Source organism: Novosphingobium colocasiae (assembly GCF_014652555.1).
In the GTDB taxonomy this organism is placed as follows: Bacteria; Pseudomonadota; Alphaproteobacteria; order Sphingomonadales; family Sphingomonadaceae; genus Novosphingobium; species Novosphingobium colocasiae.
Genome location: NZ_BMZA01000001.1, coordinates 561,597 through 587,225 on the forward strand (window position 1 = coordinate 561,597; position 25,629 = coordinate 587,225).

Here is a 25,629-nt window from a genome sequence, read left to right on the forward strand (position 1 = left end):
CCGGATTGCTGATATACGAAGGACGACCATGCGCATTGACATGATTCCCGTTGGCGAAAATCCGCCGGAGAGCCTGAACGTCATCATCGAAGTGCCCACCGGCGGCGAACCGGTGAAGTACGAATTCGACAAGGCTTCCGGTGCCCTGTTCGTGGACCGCATCCTCCACACGCCGATGCGCTACCCCGCCAACTACGGCTTTGTCCCGCACACTCTTTCGCCCGATGGCGATCCGCTGGACGCGCTGGTCGTGTCGCGTTCGCCGTTCATCCCGGGCTGCGTGGTCAAGGCGCGGCCGATCGCGGTGCTGAACCTGGAAGACGAGCATGGCGGCGACGAAAAGCTGATCTGCGTGCCGGTGAACTCCACCTTCCCCTACTACTCCGATGTCAAGGGCCGCGAGGACCTTCCCGAGATCGTGTTCAGCCAGATCGAGCACTTCTTCACCCACTACAAGGACCTGGAAAAGGAAAAGTGGGTCCGCGTCGGCACCTGGGGCAATGCGGATGACGCGCGCCAGATCGTGCTCGAAGCGATCGAACGCTATCAGACCGAAGGCAAGAACGCCGAACCGGCCTGAGAGAGTATCCGTTTCCGTCGGTTTAAAGACGTCCGAACCGTCCGGGTTCGGGCGTCTTTTTCTTGGTACTGTTCCCGCTATCTCGAAACCGCGGTTTGCGGTAAGGGCAAGGCTTGAGCCAAATTGGTGGCGCTGGTAGCGATTGCATATGTCCAATTGTGATCTTTGTGTTGTCCGCAACCGGGCGATCTGCGCTTCGCTCGATGCCAAGGAACTGAGCGCGCTCAATACTGTCGGGCGCACGCGCAATGTCGTGGCCGGCGAATCGCTGATCTGGGAAGGGGAGGATTCGGTCCTCGTCGCCAATGTGATCGAAGGCGTGCTCAAGCTTTCCACCAACACCGAAGACGGGCGCGAGCAGATCGTCGGCGTCGTCTATCCGTCCGATTTCATTGGCCGCCCGTTCGGCGGCACCACCGGGCACGGCGTCACCGCGCTGACCGACGCCAAGGTCTGCGTCTTCTCCCGCCGCGATTTCGACGCTTTCGCGCGCGAGCATCCGGCGCTCGAGCACAAGCTGCTCGAACGCACGCTGGGCGAACTGGACCGCACGCGCCGCTGGATGCTGTTGCTGGGGCGCAAGTCCGCCGGCGAAAAGATGGCGAGCTTCCTGGTCGAAATGGTGGAGCGGATGGACAATACCGCCGGTTGCGCGATCCGCTTCGAACAGCCGAACCGGCGCCATGTCACGCTGCCGTTCTCGCGCCAGCAGATCGCCGATGTGCTGGGGCTGACGATCGAAACGGTGAGCCGGCAGTTCACCCGCCTCAAGAACGAAGGCATCGTCGATCTGCCCTCGCGCCGCGAAGTGGTGATACTCGATCTCGATGCGCTGGTCGCCGAAGCGGGGTAACCCCAAGGCTCGTTTATCCGAACTCATAGCCCTCTCCCCTTCAGGGGAGAGGGTTGGGAGAGGGGGATGGTGCCGCTGCGCCCCCTCTCTACTCCGGCTAGGCGGACGAGCCGCCAAGCCTGCGTATCTCTCCCCTGAAGGGGAGAGAGCGGCATGAGTCAAAGTTATTGAGCCTTGGTATAATCGATCGCATCGCCTGAAAACGAAAAGGGGAGCCTTGCGGGCTCCCCTTTTGCGGTTGGGACCGGTGCGACCCGATCAGAGCGGTCAGAAGCGATACGTGACACCGGCGCTCAGCACCCAGGGGTTGAGGTCGTGCTTGGTCTTGAGCTGCAGCGTGCCGTCCGAATCGTAGAACGAGGCGGTGGGCTTGATGAAATAGCGCTTGGCGTCGAGCGAGATGCCCATGCCCTTGTCGTTCACCGCGATGTCCACCCCGCCCTGAAGGGCAAAGCCCACCTCGTTCGACATCTTGACCTTCTTGATGTCCAGCGCCTTGGCGGTGTCGCCCGGCTTTTCGCCGAACACCAGGAACAGGGCCGGGCCCGCGCCGACATAGGGCTTGATCGGCGTGCCGGTGTCGAGGTGCGCCTTCAGCGTCAGCGTCGCGGGCAGGATCAGCACGTGGTTGACGAGGTTGGTCCCCGCCGCGCCCTTGGTGCCGTTGACGTGATGCTCGGTGAAGCAGCAGATCGTCTCGGCCGAGAACGTCTTGTTGAAGAAGTATTCGATCGCCAGCGTCGGGACGACGTTGTTGTTGGCCTTGGTGTCAGGATTCGCCAGCGAGGCGACGACATCGCCGAAGCCCGGCACCAGCGCGGCTGCGGCCACTTCGCCGCCGCCCGAGGTCGGGTTGAGGTGAATGGCCTTCACGCTCGAAATGCCGCCGTCAGGCAGCACGCCGGTGGCGAGAACCTTGACCTGAATCTTGCCGTCGCTGCTGCCGGCAAGGGCGGGTGACGCGATGGCGGTGGTGGCCGCCAGCGCGGCGATCATGGTCAGTTTGCGCATGGTGATGATCTTCTTCTTCCTCACCGCCGGGGCCGCACCGTGCGTGTCCCCCCTCTTGAGCGGCTGCGGGGCGGGATGTGTCCCATCGCGCGAATACCTGCATTGATCGTGCGCAATTGTTGATTTGATCCTGCGCAAAATGACGGATTTGTAGGCCTTTGGGCCGAAATGGGCCTTTTTGATCGCCGTCAATGTGGCTGACCATGCTTATCGTCATGGGCAGGATCAAGGTTCAGCAACTTATCTCGAAAAGAGAAGGCTTATGGTATCCGTCGTCACGCGGGCAGGCGTCTGGCTTGTGCTGCTTATACTTGCCGTCACGGCGGCCGCGCTGGCGGCTGACGGCAATTTCGCCATCCATATGAGCATCTTCGCCATCGCCGCGTTCCTCGCCCTGTGGGCCACGGTGCGTGGCGCGGATTACGATGCGATCGCGCGCGGCATCCTCAGGATGCCGGACAACAGCCGTTACGACGACGATCCCGTCCGCTGGGCCACCATCGCCACGGTGTTCTGGGGCATGGCCGGGTTTGCGGCGGGGCTCTTCATCGCCCTGCAACTAGCCTTTCCGGCGCTCAACTTCGAACCTTATCTGAACTTCGGGCGGCTGCGCCCGCTGCACACTTCGGCGGTGATCTTCGCGTTCGGCGGCAATGCCCTGATCGGCACCAGCTTCTATGTCGTGCAGCGTACCTGCCGCGCGCGGCTGGCGCTGCCCGGCCTCGCCCGGTTCGTGTTCTGGGGATACCAGCTCTTCATCGTCCTGGCCGCGACCGGCTATCTGATCGGCAACAGCCAGGGCAAGGAATACGCCGAACCCGAATGGTACGTCGACTGGTGGCTGACGATCGTGTGGGTCTGCTACCTGCTGGTGTTCGGGGCCACGATCATCAAGCGGTCCGAACCCCACATCTACGTCGCCAACTGGTTCTACCTGGCGTTCATCCTGACCGTGGCGATGCTCCACGTCGTCAACAACCTCGACGTGCCGGTGAGCCTGCTCGGCTCGAAAAGCTATCCGCTGTTCGGCGGCGTCCAGGGGGCGCTGGTGCAGTGGTGGTACGGCCACAACGCGGTGGGCTTCTTCCTGACCGCCGGCTTCTTGGCGATGATGTACTACTTCGTCCCCAAGCAGGCCGAACGCCCGATCTATTCCTATCGCCTGTCGATCATCCACTTCTGGGCGCTGATCTTCCTCTACATCTGGGCGGGGCCCCACCACCTCCACTACACCGCGCTGCCTGACTGGGCGCAGACGCTGGGCATGGTCTTCTCGGTCATGCTGTGGATGCCGAGCTGGGGCGGCATGATCAACGGCCTGATGACCCTGAACGGTGCCTGGGACAAGGTGCGCACCGATCCGATCATCCGCATGATGGTGATGGCGCTGGCCTTCTACGGCATGAGCACCTTCGAAGGCCCGATGATGTCGATCAAGAGCGTCAACTCGCTCTCCCACTATACCGACTGGACCATCGGCCACGTCCACTCCGGCGCGCTGGGCTGGAACGGCATGATCACCTTCTCGTGCATCTACTATCTGGTGCCGCGTCTGTGGAGCCGGACCCGCCTGTACTCGCTGCGGATGGTCAACTGGCACTTCTGGCTCGCGACCATCGGCATCGTTTTCTACGCCGCCTCGATGTGGGTTGCCGGCATCACCCAGGGGCTGATGTGGCGGGAATACGGGCCGGACGGCTACCTGGTGAACTCCTTCGCCGATACCGTCGCCGCGCTGCATCCGATGTTCCTGCTGCGTGCCTTCGGTGGCCTGCTCTACCTGGCGGGCGCGGTCATCATGGTGGTGAACGTATGGGCGACCATCATCGGCAAGCTGCGCGAGGAAGCGCCGATGCGCGATGCCGCCTTCGATCCTGCGGCGGACAAGCCGATCCTGGCTGCGGCCGAATAACGCAAGCCGAAAGGGAACCGAAAAATGACTTCCTTCACCGAGAAGCACAAGACGATCGAGAAGAACGTCACGCTGCTTGGCGCGCTTGCCCTGGTGACTGTCGCCATCGGCGGCATCGTCGAGATCGCGCCGCTGTTCTGGATCGATAACACGATCGAGAAAGTGCACGGCATGCGGCCCTATACGCCGCTCGAACAGGCCGGGCGTGACATCTACGTGCGCGAAGGGTGCTACGTCTGCCACAGCCAGATGATCCGCCCCTTCCGCGACGAGGTGGAGCGCTATGGCCACTACAGCCTGGCCGCCGAATCGATGTACGATCACCCTTTCCAGTGGGGATCCAAGCGCACCGGACCCGATCTGGCGCGCGTGGGAGCGAAGTATTCGGATAGCTGGCACGTCCAGCATCTGACCAACCCGCAATCGGTCGTGCCCGAATCGGTCATGCCCAAGTACGGGTTCCTCGCGGAGAACGCGCTCAAGGTGCCGGACATCGCCGCGAACCTGACCGCGCTCAGTCGGGTCGGCGTTCCCTATACCGATGCCGATATCAAGAACGCGGCCGCCGATCTCAACGCCCAGGCCGATCCCGAGGCCGACGCCGGCGATCTCGCCAAGCGTTATCCCAAGGCGCAGATCCGCGATTACGACGGCGATCCTTCGCGGGTGACCGAGATGGATGCGCTGGTCGCCTACCTCCAGGTGCTGGGCACCATGGTCGATGTCAACGACGCCTCCGCGCAGGAGGAACTGGCGACGGAGAAGGGGCGATGAGCGGCTCCGATCACTCCACCTACGAACTGCTGCGGCAACTTGCCGATAGCTGGGTGCTGATGGGGATGGCGGCGATCTTTCTGGTGCTGGTGGTCTGGCCGTTCCTGCCGGGCATGAAGCGCAAGAGCGATGCGGCGGCGACCATGATCTTCAAGGACGAAAACGATGGCCAATAAGCGGATCGACGACGCGACGCAGACCGAGACCGTCGGCCATGAATGGGACGGGATCGAGGAGCTCAACACCCCGCTGCCGCGCTGGTGGCTCTATTCCTTCTACGCCACGATTGTCTTCGCGATCGGCTATGTGGTGGCCTATCCGGCGCTGCCGATGCTGTCGCGCGGCACCGAAGGCACGCTCGGCTGGTCGAGCCGGGGGCAGTTGGACGGCGAGATGAAGGCCGCCGAAGCGGGCCGCGCGCAGATGAAGGCGCAGATCGCCGCCACCCCGCTGGAACAACTGCCCAACAATCCGCAATTGATGCATGCGGCGGTGGCGGGCGGCGCTGCGGCGTTCAAGGTCAACTGCGTGCAGTGCCACGGTGCCGGTGCCGCCGGATCGCCGGGCTTCCCCAATCTCAATGACGATGATTGGCTGTGGGGCGGCGATCTCGCCACCATCCAGCAGACGCTGATGCACGGCATCCGTCAGCCCGATGATGCCGAAACGCGCAATTCGATGATGCCCAACTTCGGCAAGGACGGGCTGCTGACCGCGCCGCAGATCCAGGACGTGGCCAGCTTCGTCCTGACCCTGTCGGGCAGGGAAAAGGCCAGCGCCGCCGCGCAGCGCGGCCAGGCGCTGTTCGAAACCAACTGCGCCGTCTGCCATGGCCCCGCCGGCAAGGGCGATCGCCAGTTCGGCGCGCCGAACCTTGCGGATGCGGTGTGGCTCTATGGCGGCACCCGCGCCGATGTGGTGGCGCAGGTCAATGCGCCCAAGCACGGTGTGATGCCGGCCTGGGGCACCCGGCTCGATCCGGTCACGGTCAAGATGCTGGCCGCCTACGTCCATTCGCTGGGCGGCGGTGAGGCGTTCGCGACGGTTCCGGCCGCTCCCGCCCCGGCCGCCGACGCTTCCGCAGCACCGGCAGAGTAACCCGCCTGCCGCTTTCGCCCTGTCCCCCAATCGGGGCGAAAGCGGCGGCAAATTTGATGCAGAACATGGAACGCGCCTGCCCCCAGGGGCAAAGCGCGGGGACATCTCAGGACCCGGGATCAGGGGAAATGAACAAGTCCGAACATATCACGGCGGGCCAGCCGGCCCCCAAGCTCTATGCCGCGCGCGAGCCGGTGTTCAACAAGCGCATCGACGGCCCGTTCCGCCGCTTCAAGTGGGCGGTCATGGTCCTGTGCCTGGCGATCTACTGGGTCACGCCGTGGCTGCGCTGGAATCGCGGGCCCTATGCACCCGATCAGGCGGTGCTGATCGATCTGGCGCACCGCCGGTTCTACATGTTCGGCATCGAAATCTGGCCGCACGAATTCTATTTCGTGGCCGGGCTGCTGATTATGGCCGGAATCGGCCTGTTCCTGGTGACGAGCGCGGTGGGCCGCGCATGGTGCGGCTATGCCTGCCCGCAGACGGTCTGGACCGACCTGTTCCAGCATGTCGATCGCTTCTTTGACGGCGATCGCAACGCCCGCGCCCGGCTGCACAAGGCCCCCTGGGGCCCGGCCAAGATCGCCCGCCGCCTAGCCAAGTGGACGGTCTATCTGGCGATCAGCTTCGCCACCGGCGGCGCGTGGATCTTCTATTTCGCCGATGCGCCTACCCTGCATCACGAATTCTGGACCGGCCAGGCCGCGCCGGTGGCCTATGGCACGGTCTTCGCGCTGACCATGACCACCTTCGTGCTCGGCGGTTTCATGCGCGAACAGGTGTGCATCTACATGTGCCCCTGGCCGCGCATCCAGACCGCGATGCTCGATGAAAAGAGCCTGATCGTCACGTACAAGGACTGGCGCGGCGAGCCGCGTGCCAGCGTCAAGAAGGCCGAGAAGAGCCCCGGTCAGTTCGGGGACTGCATCGATTGCAACCAGTGCGTCGCGGTCTGCCCGACCGGGATCGATATCCGCGAAGGACCGCAGATCGGCTGCATCACCTGCGGCCTGTGCATCGATGCCTGTGACCGGGTGATGAAGGAAACCGGGCGGGCGCGCGGCCTGATCGATTACGCGACGCTGGAAGATGCCGAGCGCGAGAAGGCCGGCAATCCGCCTACCCGCCATCTCAAGCTGATCTGGCGTCCGCGCACGCTCGTCTACTTCACCGTCTGGGGCAGCATCGGCCTGGCGCTGCTGTTCATGCTGGGCACGCGCATCCACACCGATCTGACCGCCGCCAAGGATCGCAACCCGCCGTACATCGTGCTGAGCGACGGCTCGATCCGCAACGCCTACACCTTGCGCATCCGCAACATGGAAGGCCGCCCGCGCCGCATGGAGATCGCGCTCGAAGGGCTGTCCGGCGGTCTCTTGTGGAGCGACGACGTCGGCCGCGAACAGGCCGCGCGCAAGATCGTGCGCACGGTCGCCGCGGACGAGACGCAGTCGGTGCGCGCCTATGTGGTGGCCCCGGCAAACACCCCGCCCCAGGACTTCACTTTCGCGCTGCAGGCGCTGGGGCAGGCGGGCGAAGCGGATAACGCAAAAGTGCAATTCGACACCCCCGCAGGAGCCCCCTGAGATGAACAGCATAATAACAATGGAGGGGAATACGATGAGCAGCAGAAGCGGCCGGTTCACCGGTAGGCACATGGCGACGATCCTGGTCCTGGGGTTCGGCGTGGTGATCGGGATCAACTTCCTGATGGCGCACTATGCCGTCAGCACATTCGGCGGCGTGGTGGTCGAGAATTCCTACGTCGCCAGCCAGGACTTCAATCGCTGGCTGGATGAAGCGGCGAAGGAAAAGGCGCTGGGCTGGAAAGCGCAGGCGATGCGCCAGTCCGATGGCAAGCTCTACGTCCGCATCGAACAGGCCCCGTCGGGGGCAACGCTGTCGGGCGACGCCTGGCACCCGCTGGGCGTCGAGGACGATATGGCGCTGACGTTTGATGCCGACGGCCACGGAGGCTATATAAGTCGCGAGTCCCTCCCTGCCGGCCGCTGGACTTTGCGGCTGGCTGTCCAGGCGGACGGCCAGATCTGGCACACCGAGGAACCCTTGTCATGAACGCGCCTGTCGCCGCCCTTTCCCCCCAAGGCGCCGACGGGCCATCCGAACTGCTCGACAGCCGCTTCACCGTGCCCGGCATGCGCTGCGCCGGGTGCATCGCCAAGGTGGAACGCGGCCTGTCCGCCGTCCCCGGTGTGGCTGCGGCGCGGGTCAATTTCTCGGCGCGGCGGGTGGCGGTCAGTCACGAAGCCGGGCTGACCGGCGATGCCATCATCGGCGAACTGCGCAAGCTCGGCTTCGAGGCGGAGCGGGCGGCGGACAACCCGCTGGCGCGCGAAGATGCGGAAACCAAGCGCCTGCTGCGCGCGCTGGCGGTGGCCGGCTTCGGCATGATGAACATCATGCTGCTGTCGGTTTCGGTGTGGTCCGGGGCCGATGCTATTACGCGGGATATGTTCCACTACCTCTCGGCGGTGATCGCGATCCCGGTCGTCGCCTATTCGGGGCGGCCGTTCTTCGCCTCGGCGCTGATGGCGCTGCGCTATCGGCGCACCAACATGGACGTGCCGATCTCGATCGGCGTGCTGCTGGCTACGGGCATGAGCCTGTACGAAACCGTCCATGGCGGCGCGCACGCCTATTTCGATGGCGCGGTGATGCTGCTGTTCTTCCTCCTCGCGGGCCGGGTGCTCGATGCGATGATGCGCGACCGGGCGCGATCGGGCATCTCGGCGCTGCTCGGCCGGATGGGCAAGGGCGCGCACGTCGTCCGCCCGGACGGCTCGACCGAGTGGATGGAGGCCGAAAGGCTGGCCCCCAACATGATCGTGCTGGTCGCCGCCGGCGAAGCGCTGGCCGCCGATGGCGTCATCGTCGAAGGGCGCACCACGATCGACAATTCGATGCTGACCGGCGAAAGCGAACCGCGCGCGGCGGGGCCGGGCGATACGATCCATGCCGGCATGGTCAACCTCGGCAATCCGATCCGGCTCAAGGTCACCGCCGCCGCGCGCGACACCGCGCTGGCCGATATCGCCCGGCTGATGGACGAAGCGGGGCAATCGCGCTCACGCTATGTCCGCATCGCCGATCGCGCTTCGCGGCTTTACGCCCCGGCAGTCCATACGCTGGCGCTGCTCAGCTTCTGCGGCTGGATGCTGGCCGGGGCGGGCTGGCACCAGGCGCTGACCATCGCGGTATCGGTGCTCATCATCACCTGCCCCTGCGCGCTGGGGCTGGCGGTGCCCGCCGCGCAAGTGGTGGCCGCCAGCACGCTGATGAAGCGCGGCCTGCTGATCAAGGACGGCTCAGCGCTCGAACGACTGGCCGAAGTGGACGAGGTGCTGCTCGACAAGACCGGCACGCTGACCCTGGGCGAGCCGCGGCCGACCGATCTCGCCGTGCTCGATCCGCAGGCGCAATCGGTGGCGCTGGCGCTGGCGCAGGCCAGCCGTCACCCGCTCAGCCGGGGGCTTGCCCGCGCGCTGCGTGAGGCGGGCGTAGAACCGGCCGCCGTCGATGGCGTCGACGAGACCGCCGGGCACGGCATGACCGGGCAGTGGCAAGGCCGCACGGTGGCGCTGGTGCGCCCGGAGATCGAGACCGGCGGGCTGGCGGTCGATCTGCTGATCGACGGCACCCGCCACCGGCTGGCCTTTGCCGATGCCTTGCGGCCCGATACCGGGGCGGCGCTGGCCGCGCTGAATGCGCTGGGGCTCCACACCGCGATTGCTTCGGGTGACCGCGCCGAAACCGTGGCGCAAGTCGGTCGGGAACTGGGGCTGGAGGCAACCGGGGCGATGCAGCCGGCAGACAAGCTCGCCCTGCTCGAAGCACGGGCCCTGGCCGGGCACAAGGTGCTGATGGTCGGCGATGGCCTGAACGACGGGCCGGCGCTGGCCGGTGCCCACGTCAGCCTTGCTCCGGGCGGGGCCAGCGATGTCTCGCAACAGGCCGCCGATGCGGTGTTCGTCGGCGATCGGCTGATGCCGGTGGCGCTGGCGGTGCGCATGGCGCGCCGGACGATGCAGGTGGTGCGCGAGAATTTCGTGCTGGCGATCGGCTACAATGTGCTGGCGGTGCCGCTGGCGATATTCGGTTTCGTCACCCCGCTGCTGGCGGCGGTGGCGATGTCCACATCGTCGCTGATCGTCGTCGCCAACGCGCTGCGGCTGGCAGGCGGGGCCGGGCCGAAAGCGGGGGAGGGCGCACCGGCATGAGCATCCTGGGGTTCCTGATTCCGCTGGCGCTGCTGATGGGCCTTTTCGGCCTCGCGTGCTTTTTCTGGGCGATGAAAGGTGGCCAGTTCGATGATCTGGACGGGGCCGCCAACCGCATCCTGATCGATGACGAGGATGACGGTCCGGCCAAAGCGGAGCCTGCGCGCGACACACGGTGAGGGCCCGCCTCCCGGCTTGATCGAACGCAATGAAAATCGCGCGCGGGAAGGCGATCAGGTACGCCATGTGGACGTACCACCCCCAGCTTCTGGCGATCCCGGTGCCGCGCTATACCAGCTACCCGACGGCGGCTGAGTTCAACGCGTCGATCGGCCCGCGCCACATGGCCCAAGCGCTGGCGGCTGAGCATGGCCTCGTCTCGCTCTATGTCCACATCCCCTTTTGCGAGAAGATCTGCTGGTATTGCGGCTGCAACACCAGCGTTGCCAACCGGCGCGAACGGGTGGCGAGCTATCTTGACGGGCTGCATCGGGAGATCGCGCTGGTCGCGGCCGGGCTGGGGGCGGGCGCACGGGTCGGCCGGATCGCCTTCGGGGGTGGCAGCCCGAACGGCATCTCGCCGGTGGATTTCGTTCGCCTGATGGATGCGCTGACGCTGCACTTCGACCTCGATAACCCGGTGCTGTCGATCGAACTCGACCCGCGCACGCTGACTGCGGAATGGGGCGCGGTGATCGCCTCGCTCGGCATCTCGCGCGCCAGCATGGGGGTGCAGACGTTCGCAGGCCCTTTGCAGCAGGCGATAGGCCGCATCCAGCCGGCCCGGATGATCGAGAACGGCACGGCACTGCTGCGCGCCGCCGGGGTGGCATCGATCAACTTCGATCTGATGTACGGGTTGCCCGGCCAGACCATGGCCGATCTCGACGATTCGCTGGACCAGACGGTGGCGCTCGGCGCAGACCGGATCGCGCTGTTCGGCTATGCCCATGTCCCGCACATCATCTCCCGCCAGAAGAAGATCGATGCCGGCGCGCTGCCCGATGCCCGGACCCGCTTCGCCATGGCCGAGCATGGCTATCGCCGGCTGCTCGATGAAGGGTACGTGGCGGTCGGTTTCGACCATTTCGCCAAGCCCGGCGATGCGATCGCTCAGGCAGTGACGCGCGGTACCCTGCGGCGCAATTTCCAGGGCTTCACCGAGGATACCGCCCCGGCGCTGATCGGCCTTGGCGCGTCGGCCATCAGCGGTTTTGCCGGGCTGCTGGCCCAGAACGAAAAGAACGCCGGCCGCTACCGCATGCTGCTGTCGCAGGATCGCCTGCCTGCCAATCACGGCATCCTGCGCAGCGAGGACGACCAGCGCCGGGGCCGGATCATCGAAGCGCTGCTGTGTCAGGGCCGCGCCGCCGTCCCGCAGGACCTGCGCTGCGAGGTCGGGCCGATGCTCGGCGCATTCGAGGATGCCGGGCTGTGCAGCTTCGACGGCGAGGATCTGGTGATCGCCACCGATGCGCTCCCCTATGCCCGCTCGATCGTCGCGCATTTCGACCCCTACCGCCGCGATTCGGTGCGCCGGTTCAGTTCGGCGATCTGATCCTTCGCCCTTGCCCGAAGACCGCTGCAGGGTCCGGTCCTGCAGTAATGCCCTTGATCGTCATTGCGAACCGCAAAGTCGGTGAAGCAATCCAGGGCGGAGTAAACGGCTCTGGATCGCCGCGCGACCTGCGGTCGCTCGCGATGACGAAGCGGAGGGGGCGAGCGTCGGTGCGACACGAACGGGACGGGAAGACCTGAAAATTCTCGACAATCGCCGTTCTTGATCGCGGTCAATGCGGCTGAGGCGGATTGCTGCGAAACCCGTTCTTGCCGGTCTCGCAGCAATCCTTTCCGGAACGCTGCGAACCACTTCTCCCCACTTCAAGGGGGCGGCCGTACCTCGTGATCGGTCGCCCCCCTTTTTTGCCCGCTGCACGCGCGCGGCCGCGAAAGCAGAAAAGGCGGCCCGTGGGGACCGCCTTTTCCTTCCTCTCCAAACCTGTAGTCGCCGGGCCCCGTCGTAGACGCGGGGCCTTCCGGCAGTCGGTGGATTTATCAAATCGAGGTGTCAGCCGCCCTTGGCATCGCCGTTTTCAACGGCGGCGAGGCTCGACTGCATGTAGGGGGCCGGGTTGACGGCGACGCCATCGACGCGGACTTCGTAATGCAGGTGCGGGCCGGTGGAGCGGCCGGTGGTGCCGACATAGCCGATCAGATCGCCCTTGTGGACGGCCTGACCCTCGGCGACGTTGACGCGCGAAAGGTGGCCGTAGCGGGTCTGCAGGTCCGCGCCGTGTTCGAGCGAGATGAACAGGCCGTAAGAGCTGAACCACGAAGCGCGGCTGACGACGCCATCGGCCGGCGCGAACACCGGCGTACCGACCGGCGCGGCCAAATCGACGCCCTTGTGCGCGCGCATGCCGCCCAGCACCGGGTGCACCCGCATGCCATAGCCGCTGGTCAGAACTTCGCCGCGGATCGGCATTACCGAAGGGATCGAAACGCTGGTGGGGAGGCGGCGGGTGCCGATCGTGTCAGGGGCGGTCTTGCGCGAGGCGATGAAACCGGTGTCTTCGAACTTCTGCCAGGAACTGAAGAGCTGCTTGAACTGTTCGTCCTCTGCACCGGCTACCGAAGGGTTGGCAGCCTGGGCAGCGCGCAGCGGGACGGCGATATCGACGGCGGCGGCGCTGCTGTTCGCGAGTGCGGGATGCGCCGCTACCAGCATGCCTGCCACCGCGAGCGACCCGGTCACCGCGCGGAACTTGGCGAAAAACTTCGTTACGACCACTCGCAATACCTTATCGTTCGCCGCTGCACGCACATGCGCGGCGTTGATTTGTCAGACCCGATCCGGCTGGCCGGAGATCAGGTCCGCAGTGTCTGGAGATGGTCGGAACCCCCCGCCGTCTCACGAGCATGGGTTATGCCGTGAGTTTTCTCACAGACAACCCCTGCGTAGAAATCGCGCGACAGACCGGCTGCAAGCCGCGCCGAGTCGTTGAACGGAGGCTTAAGCATCCCGCGAAAATGGCGCGCAACCAAGGATTTCCACAGTTCGGCGGGGTCTTCGCTGGTGCGTTCGACGAGTGCGGTGAAATGTTTTGCGCCGAACCGGACGTGGCGGATTTCGTCGTCAAGGATTCGTTGGAGGATCGCCGCGCCGCGCTGATCCCCGGCCCCGCGCACCCGCGCCAGCGTGCCCGGCGTGACGTCCAGCCCGCGCGCTTCGAGCACCATCGGCACCACCGCCAGCCGCGCCAGCACATCGTGGCTGGTTTCCCGCGCGGCGCTCCACAGTCCGGCGTGGGCCGGCAGCGCGCCGTAGAAACTGCCGAGCCGGCGCAAGTGGCGATCGATCAGCGCGAAGTGAATTGCCTCGTCTGCTGCAACTGCGAGAAAGTCCGAGACGAACTCCCGCGCGCTTTCCGGGGGCAGGGCGGCCCCGAATCGCCCCGCCATGTCGAGCGCGAGATCGATGGCGACAAATTCGATATGGCCCAGCGCATGCCACAGCGCGATCCGGCCCCGCTCCGATCCCGCCTTGCCGCGCTTCGGCATCTGCCCCGGAGACAGCAGTTCGGGGCGCGCCGGGCGACCCGGCTCATCGGGCATCGTCGCGCTGAAGCCGAGCGGGAGGCGCCCCAGCCGCCAGTCGCGCGCGACGTTGCGGGTCACCATCACCTTCGCGCGCGGATCGCGTTGCAGCAGCGCGGCGCGGATCGCCGCCGAAACGTCGGCATGGGCAGGCATCGGACGGCTCAGAGCGCGGCGGCTGCGGCCAGCACCGCTTCGGCGTGCCCTTTGACCTTCACCTTGTTCCACACTTGCGCGATCGTGCCGTCCGGGCCGACCAGATAGGTGGTGCGGACCATGCCCATGTAAGTGCGGCCGTAATTCTGCTTCTCGGTCCAGATCCCCAGCGCATCGGACAGCCCGCCCTCCTCGCTGTCGCTGGCGAGAGGGACGGTGAGATCGTGCTTGGCGGCGAACTTGGCATGCTTCGCCGGCGGGTCCTTGCTGACGCCCAGCAGTGCGGTGCCGGCTGCGGCGAACTGGTCCTTGAGCGCCGAGAAATCCTTGTTTTCCGTGGTGCAGCCGGGCGTATCGTCCTTGGGGTAGAAGAACACGGCCAGCTTTTCGCCCTTGAAATCCGCCAGCGAAACGGTGCCGCCATCCGGGGTTTCGAGGGTGAAGGCGGGGAAAGCGTCGCCGGGGCCGGGAAGGGTGGTCATCAGGTGATCTCCAGTGTTTCCGCAAAGGTTTCGCGCCACGCGGTGCCGACCGCCTCGCGCGCCGCCAGCAGCGCGGATTCGAGTTCAGGCCAGTCGCCATAGCCGCAGGCGCGGACCAGCGCCATGCGCGCCGCCTGCGATGGCACCGCGCAATCGGGGGCCAGCAACCGCGCGGCAACGAGAAAGCGGGACAGCACCGCGTTGGCCTGTTCCAGCGTCGGCGGCAGTAGCCCGGCGGCGACCAGCGCGGTAATCGCGTGGCCCAGATGCGGCACCAGCCCTTCGCCATGGCGCAATTGCGCGTGGTGGACGAGGAATTCGAGATCGACCAGCCCGCCGCGCAGCAGCTTCACGTCCAGCGCGCCCTTGGGCTGCTTGTGCTGCGCCATCTTCGCGCGCATCTCCAGCACATCGGCGCGCAGCTTGTGCGCATCGCGCGGCATGCGCAGCACTTCGCCGATGATCCGCTCCAGCTCCGCCCGCGCTTCCGGCGATCCGTGCAGCACCCGGGCGCGGCACAGCGCCATGTGTTCCCAGGTCCAGGCCTGTTCGTGCTGGTAGCGCACGAAGCTTTCGATACTGGCCGCCGGCGGGCCCTGATCGCCCGAGGGGCGCAGCCGGGTATCGACCTCGTAGAGCGTACCCTCGGCCGTCGGCACCGAAAGCGCAGCGGTGACGCGCTGCGACAGACGGTTGAAGTAGAGCGTGGCCCCCAGCGGGCGCGGGCCATCGGATTCACGGTGAAAATCGCCGGTGAACAGATAGATCAGATCAAGGTCCGAGGCGTGGGTCAGCACGCCGCCGCCCATCCGGCCAAGGCCGAGGACGACCAGTTCCCCGCCCGCCACCACGCCGTGCTTGTGCGTAAAATGGTTGAGTGACTCGCAGGTCAGCACTTCCAGCGCCGCCTCGGCGATCCGCGCCAGTGCCTCGCCGATGGCGATCGGATCGTTGCGGCCTTCGATCAGTTGCACACCCAGTGCGAACCGCCATTCGCCCACCTTGCGGCGGATGCGGTCGAGCACTTTTTCGTAGTCGTCCCCGGCCTCCGCGCGCGAAAGCATGTCCACCAGCACCGGCACCGGTCCCGGCAGTTCGAAGGCGGAGGCATCGATCAGCGGATCGAGCAGATCGGCGCGGCGGGCCAAGGCATCGGCCAGCGGCGGGGCGATCGACAGGATGCGCGCAAGCTGCGCCAGCAGGCCGGGCCGCGCTTCGAGCAGGTGGAACAGGTTGATGGCGCTGGGCAGGTGGTTGAGCAATTGCTCGAACCGGCCCAGCGCGCGCTCCGGCTCGGGGGCAGCAGCCAGCGCGGCGAGCAGGTCGGGGCGGATCGTCTCGAAAGCGGTGCGCGCGGCATCGCTGCGCAGCGCGCGCATCCGCCCCGAACTCCACCCGTCGATCCGGGTGGCGACGGCATCGGGATCGGCAAAGCCCAGCCGCTCCAGATCGTCGCGCAGATCGCCTTGCGCCGGCATCGCCACCGGGCTGCCGGGCACCGCCGGGGCATTGGCGCGGATCAGCGCGTCATAGCGCGTCGCGATGGTTTCGGTGAGACCGGCAAGTTCCGCCAGCAAGGCCGCGCCATCGGCCAGGCCATCCAGCCAAGCAACATTGTCCAGCGCTTCGGCCTGCACCGGCAGCGCGTGGGTCTGCTGATCGCGGACCATCTGCAGGCGATGCTCTACAGTGCGCAGGCGGTCATAGGCCTGGCCCAGCACATGCGCATCCTCGGCCGGGATCAGGCCCTCGGTGGCCAGAGCATCCAGCGTCGCGCGCGTGCCCCGCAGCCGCAGCGCCGGATTGCGGCCGCCGTGGATCAACTGGTGGACCTGCGCATAGAACTCCACCTCGCGGATGCCGCCGCGCCCTTTCTTGACGTTGAAGCCGGGGCCCAGCGCCACCGCACTGCCGGTGCTGGCGCGGATCTGCTGCGTCAGCCGCCCGATCTCCGAGATCGCTCCGAAGTCGAGGCTCTTGCGCCAGACGAACGGCCGGATCACGGCCAGAAAGCGTTCCCCCGCAGCGACGTCCCCGGCGCAGGCGCGGGCGCGGATGAACGCCGCGCGTTCCCAGGTGAGGGCGGAGCTTTCGTAATGCGTCAGCGCGCCATCGACAGAGATTGCCAGCGGGCTCACTTCGGACGCCGGGCGCAACCGCAAGTCAACGCGCAGGACATAGCCTTCGTCGGTCACCCGCGTCATCGTCTCGACCAGCGTGCGGGCGGTGCGCTGTGCGGCTTCGCCGGGGTCGTCGCGCTCGCGCCGGGGCAGGCGGGCGGGATCGTAAAGCAGGATCGGGTCGATGTCGGAACTGTAATTGAGCTCGCGCGCGCCATGCTTGCCCAGCGCGAGGGCGATGAACCCGCCCGGCTCGCAATCGGGCACCCGGCGGCGCAGGGCATCGGCGATCGCGGCATCGAGCGCGCGGTCGGCAAAGGCGGAAAGCTCGCCGGTCACCCGCGCCAGCGGGAAAGCCCCGGCCAGATCGCCGATCGCCAGCGCCAGCGCCAGCGCGCGCTTTTCCCGACGCAGGGCAGCGCCGACATCAGGCGCATCCACTCCGGCGCGGCGCGCCCAGTCCAGCGCGCCTTCGCCATCGCCTTCAGCCAGCAGCGCGGTCAGGTCCGGCAGGATTTCAAGGCCTCGCGCAAGGTAAGGCGCGTGGGTGCGGGCGCGATCGAGGGCGGATGTCCAGTCCGGGTTCATCCCGCTATCCCTGCCGTGATGCGTGGCCAAGGGCAAGGGCGTGGAAACTTGTGCACCGCCCATGCGTCTGGCAGGTGTCCGCACTGTGCCATCCCGGTCCGAAGGATCGGCCCTCAACCCTTTTTCCGAAGGGGCGCTACCCATGAAAAAGCTTCTCCCGCTCGCCGCCGGTCTTCTCATCACCGGATGCGCCACGCCGCAAGCGCCGCCGCAGTCCGCCGCTTCCACCTCGGCCATTTCCGTCGACACGATGAAAAACGTCACCGCGCGGCTCAGCGCCGACGATTTCGAAGGCCGCGCGCCCAGCACCGCGACCGAGCCCAAGGTGCTCGACTACATCGTCTCCACGTTCGAGAAGGCGGGGCTCAAGCCCGGCTACAAGGGCCAGTGGTTGCAGGAAGTGCCGACGGTGGAGATCACCGGCGATCATTATTCGCCGCTGACGGTGTCGGGCGCCGGCAAGCCGCTGCAGTTCGCGTTCGGCAGCGATTACGTCGGCGTCAGCTATCGCCCCGTGCCGCACACCGCGCTGAAGGATGCGGAGCTGGTGTTCGTCGGCTATGGCATCAACGCGCCCGAACTGGGCTGGAACGACTATGCCGGGATCGACATGAAGGGCAAGATCGCCGTCATCCTCGTCAATGACGCCGATTATGCCAGCGCTACCGAGGAAGGTCCGTTCAAGGGCCGTCGGATGACTTGGTACGGCCGCTGGCCCTACAAGTACGAGGAGGCCGCAAGGCAGGGCGCGGCGGGAGCTATCATCATCCACGATACCTTTCCGGCCGCCTATGGCTGGAACGTCGTCAACTCGAGCTGGACCGGCGCGCAATACTACGTGAAGACGCCGCAGGACGGCATGGACCAGACGCAGTTCAATGGCTGGTTGCAAAAGCCTGCGGCCGAAGCCGTGCTGAAAGCGGCGGGCAAGGACCTTGCCAGCCTCACCGCCGCTGCGCAGACGCGGGGCTTCCGCGCGGTCCCGCTGGGCCTAAAGGCCAGCGTGGCGTTCGACAACACAGTGCGCCGGTCCACTTCGCATAACGTGGTCGGCGTGTTGCCGGGCACGAGCCGCCCGGACGAAGCGGTGCTCTATTCCGCGCATTGGGATCATCTGGGCCGCTGCACCCCGGATGCGACGGGTGACGATATCTGCAACGGTGCGGTCGATAACGCCACCGGTGTCGCAGCACTCGCCGCCATCGCCGAAGCGGAAAGCAGGGCGGGCGGCGCGGCGCGCAGCCAGGTGTTCGTGGCGCTGACGCTGGAAGAGTCCGGCCTGTTGGGCTCGGCCTACTATGCGCAGGACCCGGCCGTGCCGCTGGACCACACCGTTGGCGGGGTGAACATGGACGCGCTGGCCCCGGGCGGCCGCGCGCGTGACTATGCGATGATCGGCGGCGACAAGTCCGATCTGACCGCGCTGTTCCGCAAGGAGCTGGCGGCCGAGGGGCTGGTCGAATCTCCGGAGGAAGGCACCGAGAAGGGCCACTATTACCGGTCCGACCACTTCAGCCTCGCCAAGCAGGGCGTGCCGATGTTCAACCTGGGGCGCGGCGTGGATCTGGTGAACGGCGGCAAGGCGGCGGGAGAAGCGGCCGACGCGGATTATACCAAGAACCGCTATCACCAGCCCGGCGACGAATATTCACCCGACTGGGACTGGGAAGGGATTGTCGAAGACGTCACGCTCTTCTACCGGCTCGGCCGCGCACTGGCCGATTCGGACATCTGGCCGAACTGGCATCAGGGTGATGAATTCCGCGCCATCCGCGATGCGAGCTGCGCCAAGGCAACCGGAGGCTGCCACAAGTGACCTATGCCCTGCCGCCCGAATGGCATCCCCAGGACTGGCTCTGGATCGGCTTTCCGCACGATCCGGTGGAGTGGCCGGGATTCCTCGGGGCGGCGCAGGAACAGATGGCGGCGTTCGCCAATGCCGTGGCCGAAAGCGGCCAGCAGGTGCGGCTGATCGTGCGCGACGCCGCCAACCATGCCCGCGCGGCCGCGCTGGTATCGTCGAAGGTCACGCTGGAAACGCGGCGCTATGGCGATGTCTGGCTGCGCGATACCGGCCCACTCGTCACCATGGACGGGTCTGGCGCGCGCAAGGCGATGCGCTTCGGCTTCAACGGCTGGGGCGAAAAATACCTGATGGACGGCGATCAGGAGATCGGGGCGGAACTGGCGGCCAGCGCCGGGCTCGACGTGGAAACGGCGGACTGGATTCTGGAAGGCGGGGCGCTGGACGGCGATGGCACCGGGCTCGTCGTCACCACCGAACAGTGCCTGCGCAACGCCAACCGCAACCCCCACCTCAAGCGCGTCCAGATCGAGGCGCGGCTGGCGCGCGATCTGGGGTATGACCGGGTACTGTGGCTGGGCGACGGGCTGATGAACGATCATACCGACGGTCATGTCGATAATCTGGCGCGGTTCGTGGCCCCGAATGTGCTGGCGCTCCCGCGTGCGACCGGGGTGGGCGATCCCAACGCGCACATCTATGCCGATGCCAAAGCGCGGGCCGAGGCGGCGGGGGTGACGGTGCGTGAAGTGCCATCGCCCGGCCGGGTGGAAAGCGAAGGCGGCCGGATCGAACCCGCCAGCTACATGAACTTCGCCATCACCTCCAAGCTGGTGGTGGTTCCGACGTATGGCACGAAACACGACGAGGACGGCGTGGCCGCGATCGCCGCATTGTTCCCCGATCGCGATACCGTGGGCATCCTTGCCCATGCGGTGCTGGCCGGCGGCGGATCGTTCCACTGCTCCAGTCAGCAGATGCCGTCCAGCATCGCGGCGGGTTAACGCTTTGCTAAGGGTTTGGGCGCAGTGTCCGGGGAATGGCCAAAGTCATCGCCCTTGCCCGCCACCACGCCGCGCCCGCGTCGGACGCTGACTGGCTGCGCACGCTGATCGTCTGCGGCTGCGCGCTGGCGCTGATCTGCGCAAAGGCAGCGCTGCCTTTCCTCCACCTCTGAAACTGCGGTTCGCCGCTTGTCCGGTTCGTGCTTCAAGACCGCATGGGGGTTGTCGTGCTTATGGCGCGGACTGTCGCAGCCCTGCGGCACAGCAATAATTTGTTGCGCTGTAATAGTGGCAGGATAACGAGGCAAACCCAGATTGTCGGACCCACCATACAAAGGGTTCGTCCAACAATGCACCAGTTTACAGAATTTGATAGCGCCGAACGCCGTGATCGCGCCATGAGCAAAGTGCTACTGCTGTTGTTCGGCTTTGCAGTTCTGGGCTTTTTCGTTTTGATCGACCGGGTGGACTGGCTGTCCATCCGCCCGGCGACGGGGACCTCTATTGCCCTGTCGGTCGCGAGCAGCGTGCCTTCCGAAGCCAGTTCCTCCGATCAATACAAGGATGCTGCCGCACAATGATCGTAACCTCGACACCGCGCTTCGCCAACATGGTCCGAGAGGTGTGGAAACCGCTGACGCTGCTGTTCCTGTGGGACGTGGTCGTCACGGTGACCTACTTTTACCTGCCGTTCGATGCGCCGGAATTGCCGGTCACCCTGTTCGGTTCGGTGCTGGCGCTGTTCCTCGGGTTTCGCAGCAACTCTGCCTATCAGCGCTGGTGGGAGGGCCGCGGCCTGTGGGGGCTGATGATCAACGCCAGCCGCAACCTCGCCAGGGCCACACGCAACTTCATGCCCGATCCGGACGCGGCGGATCACAAACGTAAAATCGTCCTGCGCCAGATTGCCTATGTCAACGCGCTGCGCTGCCAGTTGCGCCGGCAACCGCCCGATGGCGAAGTCATCCGGCTACTGCCCCGGCATGAGGCCGACCTTGCGCTGAACCGCGCCAATGTTGCTAACGGCATTCTGGATGGCACGGGCCGGCGGATCGACGAGGCGCGCCGCGCCGGCTGGATTGACACCATCCAGCAGGCGCAGATGGAAGCGGTCCTGGTGGATATCGCCAATGCGCAAGGAGGCATGGAACGGCTCAAGAATACGCCTCTGCCGAGCCAGTACCGCTTCCTGCCCACTTTCTTCGTCCACATCTTCTGCATCCTGCTGCCGATCGGACTGGTAGAAACGCTGCAATACGCGACGCCGCTGGGCTCGACCATCGCGGGGCTGATGTTCATGGCGGTGCTGACGATCGGTGACCAGCTCGTCGATCCGTTTGCCAACACCGATCACGATCTGCCGCTCAACCAGATGTGCCGCACCATCGAGATCGATCTGCTGCAGTCGATCGGGATGGAGGCGCCCGAGCCGCTCAGGCCGGGGCCCGATGGGGTCTTGTGGTGAAGCCGGCCTGAAACCCGGCGCTGCGATCACCGCGGCCGGGCGAACCAGATGATGTGCTTGGGCCCCTTGCCGTTGCTGCGCGAGGCCACCCGAACCTCATCCACCGAGTACTCGTTCTTTTCGAGGCGGCGGGTGAAGGCCGGGTCGGGCCCGGCGGACCAGATCGCCATCACCCCGTCCGGCGTCAGCGCCCGCCTGGCCGTGCGCAGGCCGCTGCCCGAATAGAGGATGTTGTTGTCCTCGCGCACCAGCCCGTCGGGTCCGTTGTCGACATCGAGCAGGATCGCATCGTAATCGGCATGACCGGCGGCGATGATCGTCGCGACATCGCCCATGATGAGGTTCACGCGCGGATCGTCGAGGCAGCCCTGCGCCACCTCGGCCATCGGCCCGCGAGCCCATTCGATGATTTCCGGGACCAGTTCGACCACGGTGATCCGCGCGTCTGCGGGCAGGATGCGCAAGGCCGCGCGCAGGGTGAAGCCCATGCCATAGCCGCCGATCAGGAAGTGCGGCTTGCGCACGCTCCCCACCCGCTCCAGCGCCATCGTCGCCAGCGCTTCCTCCGAGCCCCACTTGCGCGTGCTCATCAGTTCGTTGTGCCCCAGCACGATCATGAAATCGCGATCGTGCCGGAACAGCTCCAGCTTCTCCCCGCCGGGGACATAGGCGGTATCGAGCAGTTCGCGCTGGATCATGGGTCAACTCCGCCAGGTACTCTCTCCCCTTCAGGGGAGAGATACGAAGGCTTGGCGGCTTGGCCGCCTAGCCGCAGTAGAGAGGGGCGTGGGACGTATCCCCTCTCCCAACCCTCTACCCTGAAGGAGAGAGGGCAATGGATGTCACGCCAGATCCGGTGCCATCGCCGCCGCCTTCAGCATCGCGACGGCCTCGTCCAGCGGCATCACCTTCTGGTGTTCGGCCCCCAGCGTGCGCACGGCGACGGTGCCTTCTTCCGCCTCGCGCTTGCCCACCACCAGCAGGTGAGGAACCTTCTTGAGCGAATGTTCGCGCACCTTGTAGTTGATCTTCTCGTTGCGCAGGTCTGTCTCGGCGCGCACGCCCGCTGCCTTCAACTTCGCCAGCACGTCGGCCGCATAGCCGTCGGCATCCGAAACGATCGTGGCGACCACCGCCTGCACCGGGGCGAGCCAGACCGGCAGCTTGCCGGCGAAATGCTCGATCAGGATGCCGATGAAGCGTTCGTAGCTGCCGAAGATCGCGCGGTGCAGCATGACCGGGCGATGCTTTTCGCCGTCCTCGCCAATGTAGCTGGCATCGAGCCGTTCAGGCAGCACGCGGTCGGACTGGATGGTGCCGACCTGCCAGGTGCGGCCGATCGCGTCGGTCAGGTGCCATTCCAGCTTGGGCGCATAGAAGGCGCCTTCGCCGGGCAGTTCTTCCCAGCCGTAAGCCTCGGTGGCGAGCCCGGCGCGGATCACCGCGTCGCGCAGTTCGGCTTCGGCCTGGTCCCACATCGCTTCGGAACCGAACCGCTTTTCGGGGCGCAGCGCCAGCTTGATCGAATAGGTAAAGCCGAAGTCCTTGTAGATCCGGTCCGCCAGTTCGCAGAACGCCTGCACTTCCGCCACGATCTGGTCCTCGCGGCAGAAGATATGGGCATCGTCCTGCGTGAACTGGCGCACCCGCATCAGCCCGTGCAGCGCCCCGTGCGGTTCGTTGCGGTGGCAGCAGCCGTTTTCATAGATGCGCAAGGGCAGGTCGCGGTACGACTTGATGCCCTGGCGGAAGATCAGCACGTGCGCCGGGCAGTTCATCGGCTTCAATGCCATCCACTGCGCATCGTCCGATACCAGCGGGCCTTCGTCTTCCACGTTCGGCACTTCGTCGGGGATGACGAACATGTTCTCGCGGTACTTGCCCCAGTGGCCCGACTGCTCCCACTGGCGGGCATCCATGACCTGCGGGGTCTTAACCTCCTTGTAGCCGCCCGCGTCAATGGCGCGGCGCATGTAGGCTTCCAGCTCGCGCCAGATGAGATAGCCCTTGGGGTGCCAGAACACCGATCCGTGCGCTTCGTGCTGAAGGTGGAACAGGTCCATCTCGCCGCCCAGCTTGCGGTGATCGCGCTTGGCGGCTTCTTCCAGCCGGGTCAGGTGCTCGTTCAACTGCTTCTTGTTGAGCCAGCCGGTGCCGTAGATGCGGCTCAGCATCGCGTTGTTCTGATCGCCGCGCCAATAGGCACCCGAAACCCGCGTCAGCTTGAATGCGGCGGGATCGAGCTTGCCGGTGCTGGGCAGGTGCGGGCCCCGGCACATGTCGAGCCAGTCGTCACCGCTCCAGTAGACCGTCAGATCTTCGTTGCCGGGCAGTTCGGCGGCCCATTCGGCCTTGAACGTCTCGCCCTGCTGCTTCCACCGGCTGATAAGCTGTTCGCGGCTCCACACTTCGCGGCGCAGCGGCTTGTCGGCCTTGATGATCGCGCGCATCGCCTCTTCGATGGCGGGCAGGTCCTCTTCGGTGAAGGGACGGTCTGCGGGGGCGAAATCGTAATAGAAGCCGTCGTCGGTCGAAGGGCCGAAGGTGATCTGGGTGCCGGGGAACAACTGCTGTACCGCTTCGGCCAGCACATGCGCGAAATCGTGCCGGGCAAGGTCCAGCGCCTCGGCCTCGTCGCGCCCGGTGACGAGCGCGAGCTGCGCATCGCCGGTGAACGGGCGCGACAGATCGACCAGTTCGCCATCGACGCGGGCGGCCAGCGCCGCCTTGGCGAGGCCCGGCCCGATCGCGGCGGCCACGTCAGCCGGGGTGGAGCCGGCGGGCATATCGCGCACCGAACCATCGGGGAGGCTGATCTTGAACATCTCGGACATGGAAACTCGTTCTTCCTGGGCAACGTAGCGCGCCATGGCACAGGCGCGCGGGCAAGTGAAGGTCGGGCGGCGGAAGACCGCGCCGCAATCGGGTTCAATCGGGACGGGTTCGGTCCATCGCCGCGCCGACATGCGCGGTGCCGCGCGCGCGGGCGAGGCGTTCCTGCCGGTGGCGTTCGCGGGCCGAGGCGCGCTGCTCCTCGCTGCGTTCGCCATGGCAGGCGGCGCAGCTCACCCCGTCCTCGTACAGCGGTGAGCGGCGATCATCCTCGCTGACCGGGCGGCGGCAGGCATGGCACAGGCCATAGCTGCCCGCCGTCAGGCCGTGGCCGACGGTGACCCGCTGGTCGAACACGAAGCATTCGCCGCGCCACAGGCTGTCCGCTTCGGGCATCTCTTCCAGATAGCGCAGGATGCCGCCCTTGAGGTGGAACACTTCATCCACCCCTTCGGCCTTGAGGAACGCGGTCGATTTCTCGCAGCGGATGCCGCCGGTGCAGAACATCGCCACCTTGGGCGGCTTGCCCTGTCCCAGTAGCCGCTCGCGCTCGGCGCGGAACCAGCCCGGAAAATCGCGGAACGATTGCGTTTGCGGATCGATCGCGCCCTGAAACGTGCCGGCGGCGACTTCATAGTCGTTGCGGGTGTCGATCACGATGGTGTCGGGATCGGCGATCAGCGCGTTCCAGTCCTGCGGGGCGACATACGTGCCGACGCTGTCCAGCGGGTCGATCCCGGCCACGCCCATCGTCACGATCTCGCGCTTGAGGCGCACCTTCATGCGGTGGAACGGCATCGTGGCGGCGCTCGAATACTTGACGTCCAGATCGGCGCAATCGGGCAGGGCGCGGATATGGGCGATCACGGCGGCGATGGCGTCGGGCGTGCCGGCCACGGTACCGTTGATCCCTTCGCCCGCCAGCAGCAGCGAGCCCTTGATGCCGTGCCGGCGGCACAGGGCATCAAGCGATGCGCGGTAGTCCGCATAATCGGGCAGCCGGGCGAAACGGTACAGCGCGGCAACGCGCAAGGGCGGCGGTGATTCGCTGGTGGTGTGCGACATGGCCGGGCCTATAGCGCGGGCATCCGCCTTCGTCAGCAGCGCCGGCA

Annotated in this window: 24 protein-coding genes; 16 read left to right on the top strand and 8 right to left on the bottom strand. The window is 66.1% G+C overall.

Going from position 1 to position 25,629, the window contains the following annotated elements:
- Positions 1-28: 28 nt before the first annotated feature.
- Positions 29-580, top strand: a complete 552-nt coding sequence (ppa, locus tag IE122_RS02790; protein ID WP_189619538.1) for an inorganic diphosphatase — start codon at positions 29-31, stop codon at positions 578-580.
- A 148-nt stretch (positions 581-728) separates the two neighbouring features.
- Complete coding sequence (locus IE122_RS02795; RefSeq protein WP_189619539.1) at positions 729-1,433, top strand: Crp/Fnr family transcriptional regulator; 705 nt, start codon at positions 729-731, stop codon at positions 1,431-1,433.
- A 267-nt stretch (positions 1,434-1,700) separates the two neighbouring features.
- On the opposite strand, the gene IE122_RS02800 is transcribed toward IE122_RS02795, so the two are convergent.
- Positions 1,701-2,468, bottom strand: a complete 768-nt coding sequence (locus IE122_RS02800; RefSeq protein WP_308430391.1) for an OmpW/AlkL family protein — start codon at positions 2,466-2,468, stop codon at positions 1,701-1,703.
- Positions 2,469-2,706: 238 nt separating this feature from the next.
- Here IE122_RS02800 and ccoN point away from each other — a divergent pair, with 238 nt between their 5' ends.
- From ccoN to hemN, 9 genes are all read left to right on the top strand, one after another.
- On the top strand, positions 2,707-4,356 hold the full coding sequence (ccoN, locus tag IE122_RS02805) for a cytochrome-c oxidase, cbb3-type subunit I (RefSeq protein WP_189619541.1): 1,650 nt from the start codon (positions 2,707-2,709) through the stop codon (positions 4,354-4,356).
- A 24-nt stretch (positions 4,357-4,380) separates the two neighbouring features.
- Positions 4,381-5,130, top strand: a complete 750-nt coding sequence (gene ccoO, locus IE122_RS02810) for a cytochrome-c oxidase, cbb3-type subunit II (RefSeq protein WP_189619542.1) — start codon at positions 4,381-4,383, stop codon at positions 5,128-5,130.
- On the top strand, positions 5,127-5,306 hold the full coding sequence (locus tag IE122_RS02815) for a cbb3-type cytochrome c oxidase subunit 3 (protein WP_189619543.1): 180 nt from the start codon (positions 5,127-5,129) through the stop codon (positions 5,304-5,306). The genes ccoO and IE122_RS02815 overlap by 4 nt, the downstream gene beginning before the upstream one ends.
- A complete protein-coding gene (ccoP, locus tag IE122_RS02820; protein WP_189619544.1) occupies positions 5,296-6,228 on the top strand; it encodes a cytochrome-c oxidase, cbb3-type subunit III in 933 nt (310 codons plus the stop codon). Before IE122_RS02815 ends, ccoP begins: the two co-directional genes overlap by 11 nt.
- A gap of 128 nt (positions 6,229-6,356) precedes the next feature.
- Positions 6,357-7,817: a cytochrome c oxidase accessory protein CcoG gene (gene ccoG / locus IE122_RS02825; protein WP_189619545.1), complete on the top strand. Its 1,461-nt coding sequence runs from the start codon at positions 6,357-6,359 to the stop codon at positions 7,815-7,817.
- A 34-nt stretch (positions 7,818-7,851) separates the two neighbouring features.
- A complete protein-coding gene (locus IE122_RS02830) occupies positions 7,852-8,307 on the top strand; it encodes a FixH family protein (protein WP_189619546.1) in 456 nt (151 codons plus the stop codon).
- Positions 8,304-10,469 carry a heavy metal translocating P-type ATPase gene (locus tag IE122_RS02835; RefSeq protein WP_189619547.1) on the top strand — a complete coding sequence of 722 codons (2,166 nt, stop codon included), beginning with the start codon at positions 8,304-8,306 and terminating at the stop codon, positions 10,467-10,469. Before IE122_RS02830 ends, IE122_RS02835 begins: the two co-directional genes overlap by 4 nt.
- A complete protein-coding gene (gene ccoS / locus IE122_RS02840; RefSeq protein ID WP_189619548.1) occupies positions 10,466-10,648 on the top strand; it encodes a cbb3-type cytochrome oxidase assembly protein CcoS in 183 nt (60 codons plus the stop codon). Before IE122_RS02835 ends, ccoS begins: the two co-directional genes overlap by 4 nt.
- Before the next feature lie 65 nt (positions 10,649-10,713).
- Positions 10,714-12,027 (top strand): oxygen-independent coproporphyrinogen III oxidase, encoded by a 1,314-nt coding sequence (hemN, locus tag IE122_RS02845; RefSeq protein WP_189619549.1) that lies wholly within the window; start codon positions 10,714-10,716, stop codon positions 12,025-12,027.
- 510 nt (positions 12,028-12,537) lie between these two features.
- Here the strand turns inward: hemN and IE122_RS02850 are convergent.
- The 4 genes from IE122_RS02850 to IE122_RS02865 form a co-directional block, all read right to left on the bottom strand.
- Entirely contained in the window at positions 12,538-13,260 is a 723-nt protein-coding gene (locus IE122_RS02850; protein WP_229813669.1) for a M23 family metallopeptidase, read from the bottom strand.
- A gap of 77 nt (positions 13,261-13,337) precedes the next feature.
- Complete coding sequence (locus IE122_RS02855; protein ID WP_189619550.1) at positions 13,338-14,222, bottom strand: ferritin-like domain-containing protein; 885 nt, start codon at positions 14,220-14,222, stop codon at positions 13,338-13,340.
- 8 nt (positions 14,223-14,230) lie between these two features.
- Positions 14,231-14,704 (bottom strand): peroxiredoxin, encoded by a 474-nt coding sequence (locus tag IE122_RS02860; RefSeq protein ID WP_189619551.1) that lies wholly within the window; start codon positions 14,702-14,704, stop codon positions 14,231-14,233.
- Positions 14,704-17,412, bottom strand: coding sequence for a bifunctional [glutamine synthetase] adenylyltransferase/[glutamine synthetase]-adenylyl-L-tyrosine phosphorylase (locus IE122_RS02865; RefSeq protein ID WP_189619757.1), 2,709 nt, complete (start codon positions 17,410-17,412; stop codon positions 14,704-14,706). The genes IE122_RS02860 and IE122_RS02865 overlap by 1 nt, the downstream gene beginning before the upstream one ends.
- A 142-nt stretch (positions 17,413-17,554) precedes the next feature.
- Here IE122_RS02865 and IE122_RS02870 point away from each other — a divergent pair, with 142 nt between their 5' ends.
- The 5 genes from IE122_RS02870 (at position 17,555) to IE122_RS02890 (ending at position 21,685) form a co-directional block, all read left to right on the top strand.
- The gene (locus IE122_RS02870) at positions 17,555-19,228 is read left to right on the top strand and encodes a M28 family metallopeptidase (protein ID WP_189619552.1); all 1,674 of its coding nucleotides are present in this window, start codon (positions 17,555-17,557) and stop codon (positions 19,226-19,228) included.
- On the top strand, positions 19,225-20,220 hold the full coding sequence (locus tag IE122_RS02875; protein WP_189619553.1) for an agmatine deiminase family protein: 996 nt from the start codon (positions 19,225-19,227) through the stop codon (positions 20,218-20,220). The genes IE122_RS02870 and IE122_RS02875 overlap by 4 nt, the downstream gene beginning before the upstream one ends.
- Before the next feature lie 35 nt (positions 20,221-20,255).
- Positions 20,256-20,393 carry a hypothetical protein gene (locus tag IE122_RS02880; RefSeq protein ID WP_189619554.1) on the top strand — a complete coding sequence of 46 codons (138 nt, stop codon included), beginning with the start codon at positions 20,256-20,258 and terminating at the stop codon, positions 20,391-20,393.
- A gap of 177 nt (positions 20,394-20,570) precedes the next feature.
- Complete coding sequence (locus IE122_RS02885; RefSeq protein ID WP_189619555.1) at positions 20,571-20,801, top strand: hypothetical protein; 231 nt, start codon at positions 20,571-20,573, stop codon at positions 20,799-20,801.
- The gene (locus IE122_RS02890; RefSeq protein ID WP_189619556.1) at positions 20,798-21,685 is read left to right on the top strand and encodes a bestrophin family protein; all 888 of its coding nucleotides are present in this window, start codon (positions 20,798-20,800) and stop codon (positions 21,683-21,685) included. Before IE122_RS02885 ends, IE122_RS02890 begins: the two co-directional genes overlap by 4 nt.
- A gap of 26 nt (positions 21,686-21,711) precedes the next feature.
- Here the strand turns inward: IE122_RS02890 and IE122_RS02895 are convergent, their stop codons facing one another.
- From IE122_RS02895 to trhO, 3 genes are all read right to left on the bottom strand, one after another.
- The gene (locus IE122_RS02895) at positions 21,712-22,383 is read right to left on the bottom strand and encodes a spermine/spermidine synthase domain-containing protein (RefSeq protein WP_189619557.1); all 672 of its coding nucleotides are present in this window, start codon (positions 22,381-22,383) and stop codon (positions 21,712-21,714) included.
- Positions 22,384-22,527: 144 nt separating this feature from the next.
- The gene (gene thrS, locus IE122_RS02900) at positions 22,528-24,519 is read right to left on the bottom strand and encodes a threonine--tRNA ligase (protein WP_189619558.1); all 1,992 of its coding nucleotides are present in this window, start codon (positions 24,517-24,519) and stop codon (positions 22,528-22,530) included.
- A 94-nt stretch (positions 24,520-24,613) separates the two neighbouring features.
- Complete coding sequence (trhO, locus tag IE122_RS02905; RefSeq protein WP_189619559.1) at positions 24,614-25,582, bottom strand: oxygen-dependent tRNA uridine(34) hydroxylase TrhO; 969 nt, start codon at positions 25,580-25,582, stop codon at positions 24,614-24,616.
- Positions 25,583-25,629 lie beyond the last annotated feature (47 nt).

Excerpts from the sequence above, each read along its gene's own strand:
- ppa (WP_189619538.1), top strand. The coding sequence starts at position 29 with ATGCGCATTGACATGATTCCCGTTGGCGAAAATCCGCCGGAGAGCCTG.
- IE122_RS02795 (WP_189619539.1), top strand. The coding sequence starts at position 729 with ATGTCCAATTGTGATCTTTGTGTTGTCCGCAACCGGGCGATCTGCGCT.
- ccoN (WP_189619541.1), top strand. The coding sequence starts at position 2,707 with ATGGTATCCGTCGTCACGCGGGCAGGCGTCTGGCTTGTGCTGCTTATA.
- ccoO (WP_189619542.1), top strand. The coding sequence starts at position 4,381 with ATGACTTCCTTCACCGAGAAGCACAAGACGATCGAGAAGAACGTCACG.
- IE122_RS02815 (WP_189619543.1), top strand. The coding sequence starts at position 5,127 with ATGAGCGGCTCCGATCACTCCACCTACGAACTGCTGCGGCAACTTGCC.
- ccoP (WP_189619544.1), top strand. The coding sequence starts at position 5,296 with ATGGCCAATAAGCGGATCGACGACGCGACGCAGACCGAGACCGTCGGC.
- ccoG (WP_189619545.1), top strand. The coding sequence starts at position 6,357 with ATGAACAAGTCCGAACATATCACGGCGGGCCAGCCGGCCCCCAAGCTC.
- IE122_RS02830 (WP_189619546.1), top strand. The coding sequence starts at position 7,852 with ATGAGCAGCAGAAGCGGCCGGTTCACCGGTAGGCACATGGCGACGATC.
- IE122_RS02835 (WP_189619547.1), top strand. The coding sequence starts at position 8,304 with ATGAACGCGCCTGTCGCCGCCCTTTCCCCCCAAGGCGCCGACGGGCCA.
- ccoS (WP_189619548.1), top strand. The coding sequence starts at position 10,466 with ATGAGCATCCTGGGGTTCCTGATTCCGCTGGCGCTGCTGATGGGCCTT.
- hemN (WP_189619549.1), top strand. The coding sequence starts at position 10,714 with ATGTGGACGTACCACCCCCAGCTTCTGGCGATCCCGGTGCCGCGCTAT.
- IE122_RS02855 (WP_189619550.1), bottom strand. The coding sequence starts at position 14,222 with ATGCCTGCCCATGCCGACGTTTCGGCGGCGATCCGCGCCGCGCTGCTG.
- IE122_RS02860 (WP_189619551.1), bottom strand. The coding sequence starts at position 14,704 with ATGACCACCCTTCCCGGCCCCGGCGACGCTTTCCCCGCCTTCACCCTC.
- IE122_RS02865 (WP_189619757.1), bottom strand. The coding sequence starts at position 17,412 with ATGAACCCGGACTGGACATCCGCCCTCGATCGCGCCCGCACCCACGCG.
- IE122_RS02870 (WP_189619552.1), top strand. The coding sequence starts at position 17,555 with ATGAAAAAGCTTCTCCCGCTCGCCGCCGGTCTTCTCATCACCGGATGC.
- IE122_RS02880 (WP_189619554.1), top strand. The coding sequence starts at position 20,256 with ATGGCCAAAGTCATCGCCCTTGCCCGCCACCACGCCGCGCCCGCGTCG.
- IE122_RS02885 (WP_189619555.1), top strand. The coding sequence starts at position 20,571 with ATGCACCAGTTTACAGAATTTGATAGCGCCGAACGCCGTGATCGCGCC.
- IE122_RS02890 (WP_189619556.1), top strand. The coding sequence starts at position 20,798 with ATGATCGTAACCTCGACACCGCGCTTCGCCAACATGGTCCGAGAGGTG.
- IE122_RS02895 (WP_189619557.1), bottom strand. The coding sequence starts at position 22,383 with ATGATCCAGCGCGAACTGCTCGATACCGCCTATGTCCCCGGCGGGGAG.
- thrS (WP_189619558.1), bottom strand. The coding sequence starts at position 24,519 with ATGTCCGAGATGTTCAAGATCAGCCTCCCCGATGGTTCGGTGCGCGAT.
- trhO (WP_189619559.1), bottom strand. The coding sequence starts at position 25,582 with ATGTCGCACACCACCAGCGAATCACCGCCGCCCTTGCGCGTTGCCGCG.